At 65.5% G+C, this 2,995-nt stretch carries 3 protein-coding genes; 2 read left to right on the top strand and 1 reads right to left on the bottom strand.

Going from position 1 to position 2,995, the window contains the following annotated elements; translation table 11 throughout:
* Window positions 1-491 (bottom strand): YbhN family protein (locus tag EN893_RS26610; RefSeq protein ID WP_164901121.1); only part of this gene is annotated, 491 nt, incomplete at its 3' end.
* A gap of 376 nt (window positions 492-867) precedes the next feature.
* Here EN893_RS26610 and EN893_RS26605 point away from each other — a divergent pair.
* Together EN893_RS26605 and EN893_RS26600 are read left to right on the top strand one after the other, a co-directional pair.
* Window positions 868-2,226: a Ppx/GppA phosphatase family protein gene (locus tag EN893_RS26605; RefSeq protein ID WP_127272689.1), complete on the top strand. Its 1,359-nt coding sequence runs from the start codon at window positions 868-870 to the stop codon at window positions 2,224-2,226.
* A 22-nt stretch (window positions 2,227-2,248) separates the two neighbouring features.
* Window positions 2,249-2,995, top strand: a 747-nt coding sequence (locus EN893_RS26600; RefSeq protein ID WP_164901120.1) for an RlmE family RNA methyltransferase, incomplete at its 3' end; no start/stop codon positions are given.

The following is a 2,995-nucleotide window of genomic DNA, read 5'->3' as shown; positions in this document are numbered from 1 at the left end:
GCTTCCGACAGGCCATGATGGGCGATGCCGGAAAACCGGTCGAGTATCTCAGGCTCGAACACCAGAACCAGGCCCGAGGCCAAAATCGTCGACAGCACGAAGGTGATCCAGCAGACCGCCACCAGCACGCCGACATCCTGTCCGGTCAGGCCTCTGGTACCATAGGCGCGGTAGCGGATGACGGCGCCGGAAAACACCGAGCCGCCAATGTTGTGCGACAGCGCATAGGTGGTGAAGGAGCACAGCGTGACGAACAGCCACGACACGCGCTTGCCGATATGCAGGAGCGCGATGTGGTCGTAGCCGGCAAGCGAGGCATAGGCGATGATCGAACTCAGCGCGGCAAGGATCCAGCCCCGGGTCGGAATGGCGGTGATACCGTCCCAGACGTCGTCGAGCGAAACGCCGCGCAATTCGTGCCAGAGCAGCAGCAGCGAGAAGATCACGGCGGCGATGCCCACAACCGGCCAGAAATAGCGTCTCCAGTTCATTGCCTGACTGCCATGCGTTGCGGGTCCGCTTCCTTTTCGTGGCTGGTGGGAGGCCGGCTTTGCCGGATTCTTCCGCTCATTTCAGAAATGCCTCATCGAAGCCGGCTATTCAACCGCGAACCCTTGTCGCAGCGTCGGCCGGCTAGATTTGCCGCAGTGAGCGGCCGAAAGAGGTGCCGGCAGGCGTAGCGCCGGCAACTGCGGCGTGCGGGTTCATTACGCGGCCGCCCCGGAACGGCGGTTTGCGGCCTGCCGGCAAAATTCGGCACGCGGCTCTTGGTGATCGGGCGCGGCGCTGTTAGTCTGGCGGCAACTTAAAACACTGAAGCGCCTGCTGCGTCCATCATAGGTTCGCGCGGCGCCGGAAGGAACGACAGTGGAAGACCACGACACCGGCGCCGGCGCGCCGGAGGTGGGCGTGTCCAGCGCTTCCCGGCGGTCGGCTGGCCCGGGGAATGCAAGCTGGCAGCAACGCCGCCCGACGGAGCTCCGCTCCGCGGACGGGCAGGCGGGCGACGCACCCCACAAAGGCAAGCCCAAGAAGCGGCGCAAGCGAAGGCGCGGGCGCAAGGTTTTTGCGCGCGACGAGACACGTCCCACGGAGAATCGATCGCCGGCGCCGGGCGAGACCGGTGTCCCGGCGGCGGAGGCCCACAGACCGTCGGAATCGGTGGCCTCGCCCGTCGCTGTGGTGCCACGGCCGGAACAGAGCGCCCGTCGGCCGCCGGTCCAGGAGCTTCCGGTGTTTGCGGCGCTTGACCTTGGCACCAACAATTGCCGGCTGCTGGTGGCCGTGCCGACGCGGCATGGCCAGTTCCGCGTCATCGACGCTTTTTCGCGCATCGTCCGGCTGGGCGAGGGGCTCACCGCCAATGGCCGGCTCGGCCAGCCGGCGATGGACCGCGCGGTCGAGGCGCTGAAAATCTGCGGCGACAAATTGCGCAACCGCAAGATCAGAAAAGCCCGGCTGATCGCCACCGAGGCCTGCCGCACGGCCGAAAACGGCGTCGAGTTCATCGACCGCGTGGAACGCGAGGCGGGCCTGAAGCTTGAGATCATCGACCGCCAGACCGAAGCGCGGCTGGCGGTGTCCGGCTGCGGCTCGCTGGTCGAGCGCGACACCCAAGGCGTCGTCCTGTTCGATATTGGCGGTGGTTCGTCGGAAATCGCGCTCATCGATCTCGCTGGCCGCCGTTCGCCAAGGCTGGCCAATCATATCGTGTCGTGGACGTCGCTGCCGGTCGGCGTCGTCTCGCTGGCCGAGCGCTTTGGCGGCCGCACGGTGACGCGCGAGATCTTCGCCGCCATGGTCGACGACGTTGCCGGCCGGCTGGCCAGCTTCGACGGTCGCGATCGGCTGAGCCATCTCAAGGCCAGTCCGAATTTCCATCTGCTGGGCACGTCCGGAACCGTGACGACGCTGGCCGGTGTCCACCTTGAGCTCGAGCGCTACGATCGCCGCCGTGTCGATGGGCTGTGGATGGACCGCGACAGCGTCGATCGCATGGTCGAAAGACTGGTTGGCTGGGATTTCCAGCAGCGCTGCGCCAACCCTTGCATCGGTGCCGATCGCGCCGATCTGGTGCTGGCCGGCTGTGCTATCCTCGAGGCGATCCGCGCCGTGTGGCCGTCCGAGCGGCTGCGAGTCGCCGATCGTGGCCTGCGCGAAGGTATTTTGAGCGAACTGATGGCCGATGATGGCGTCTGGCGCAACGATGGGCGTGGCAGAGCGTGAGCCCGAACCGAAGAAATAAGCAATGACCAAGAAACCGGAAAAACCAGGATCAGCCAGCATTCGTGTGCTGAAGACGCGGATCAAGAAGAAGAGCGGGCTGAAGGAATCGTCGCGCCGCTGGCTGCAGCGCCACATCAACGATCCCTATGTCCAGCGCTCCAAGGCTGACGGCTATCGCTCGCGCGCGGCCTACAAGCTGATCGAGATCGACGACAAGCATCATCTCCTGAAACCCGGCATGAAGGTGATCGATCTCGGCGCCGCCCCCGGCGGCTGGTGCCAGGTCGCCGCCGCGCGGACGAAATCGACGGCCGACAAGCCGCATGTCATCGGCATCGACTATCTGGAAATGGACGCCGTGCCAGGCGCCCCGGTGCTGCTGATGGATTTCCTCGATCCGCTGGCGCCGCAGAAGCTGGCCGAGGCGCTGGGTGGGGATCCGGACATCGTGTTGTCCGACATGGCGGCACCGACCACCGGCCACAAGCGGACCGACCATATCCGCACCATGCATCTGTGCGAGGTGGCGGCCGATTTTGCGCTGTCGGTGCTGAAGCCGGGTGGGCATTTCCTCGCCAAGACCTTCCAGGGCGGCGCCGAAAACGAGCTGCTCTCGATGCTCAAGAAGAACTTCCGCTCCGTCCATCACGTCAAGCCGCCGGCGTCGCGGGATGAATCGGTCGAGCTCTATTTGCTGGCCAAGGACTTCAAGGGGCGAGAGGCCGGTCCGCCGTCAGGCGGATCGGAACGTCCAGTGGACGTTCCGAAG

Origin of the sequence: Mesorhizobium sp. M7A.F.Ca.CA.004.04.2.1 (genome assembly GCF_004022825.1) — a bacterium.
GTDB lineage: Bacteria > Pseudomonadota > Alphaproteobacteria > Rhizobiales > Rhizobiaceae > Mesorhizobium.
The sequence above is the reverse complement of the archived record's forward strand: the minus strand, read 5'-3'. Positions and strand labels throughout refer to the sequence as shown.